The sequence below is a fragment of the Pseudomonas sp. PS01300 genome (genome assembly GCF_029960155.1).
Classification (GTDB): Bacteria; Pseudomonadota; Gammaproteobacteria; order Pseudomonadales; family Pseudomonadaceae; genus Aquipseudomonas; species Aquipseudomonas palmensis.
This window is the reverse complement of the sequence record NZ_JASCPN010000142.1, coordinates 1-788: the sequence shown is the minus strand read 5'-3', so window position 1 is coordinate 788 and position 788 is coordinate 1. Positions and strand designations below refer to the sequence as shown.

Sequence of the window (788 nt, the reverse complement as noted above, 5' to 3'; positions counted from 1 at the left end):
GCGCTGCTGTATGGCGGCAGGCTGGTCATCGTGCCGCAGGCCACCAGCCGGGCACCGGAAGAGTTCTTCCAGTTGCTGTGCGAGCAGGGGGTCACCGTGCTCAACCAGACGCCATCGGCGTTCAAACAGCTGATGCAGGTGGCCTGTGCCCCCGCCAATGCAGCAGCCAAACCCGCCCTGCGCTACGTGGTATTCGGTGGTGAAGCTCTCGACGTGCACAGCCTGCGCCCTTGGTTCGAGCGCTTCGGCGATCAGCAGCCGCAACTGATCAACATGTACGGCATCACCGAGACCACGGTGCACGTCACTTACCGTCCAGTCAGCCTTAAAGACCTGGCCGGTGATGCGGCAAGCCCCATCGGCGAGCCGATCCCGGACCTGTCGTGGTACCTGCTCGATGCCGACCTGAACCCGGTGCCCAAAGGCGCCATCGGCGAGCTGTATGTGGGTCAGGCCGGTCTGGCGCGTGGTTATCTCAAGCGTGCCGATCTCACCGCCACGCGTTTCGTGCCCGACCCGTTCTCGGCCCGCGGCGAGCGCCTGTACCGCACGGGCGACCTGGCGCGTTATCGCCAGGATGGCATCGTCGAATACGTCGGCCGCATCGACCATCAGGTCAAGATTCGCGGTTTCCGCATCGAGCTGGGTGAAATCGAGGCACGTCTGGCGCAACAGGCCGCCGTGCGCGAAGCGCTGGTGCTGGCGGTGGACGGGCCGAGCGGCCAGCAACTGGTGGGTTATGTACTGCCCCACGATAACGCCGCCGACCCCACGGCCCTGCGGGAAGA

General features: G+C 65.5%; 1 protein-coding gene. It reads left to right on the top strand.

Features of this window, described 5'->3' with window-relative positions; all coding sequences use genetic code 11:
* Positions 1 to 788, top strand: a 788-nt coding sequence (locus QMX96_RS26695; protein ID WP_282362724.1) for an AMP-binding protein, incomplete at both ends; no start/stop codon positions are given.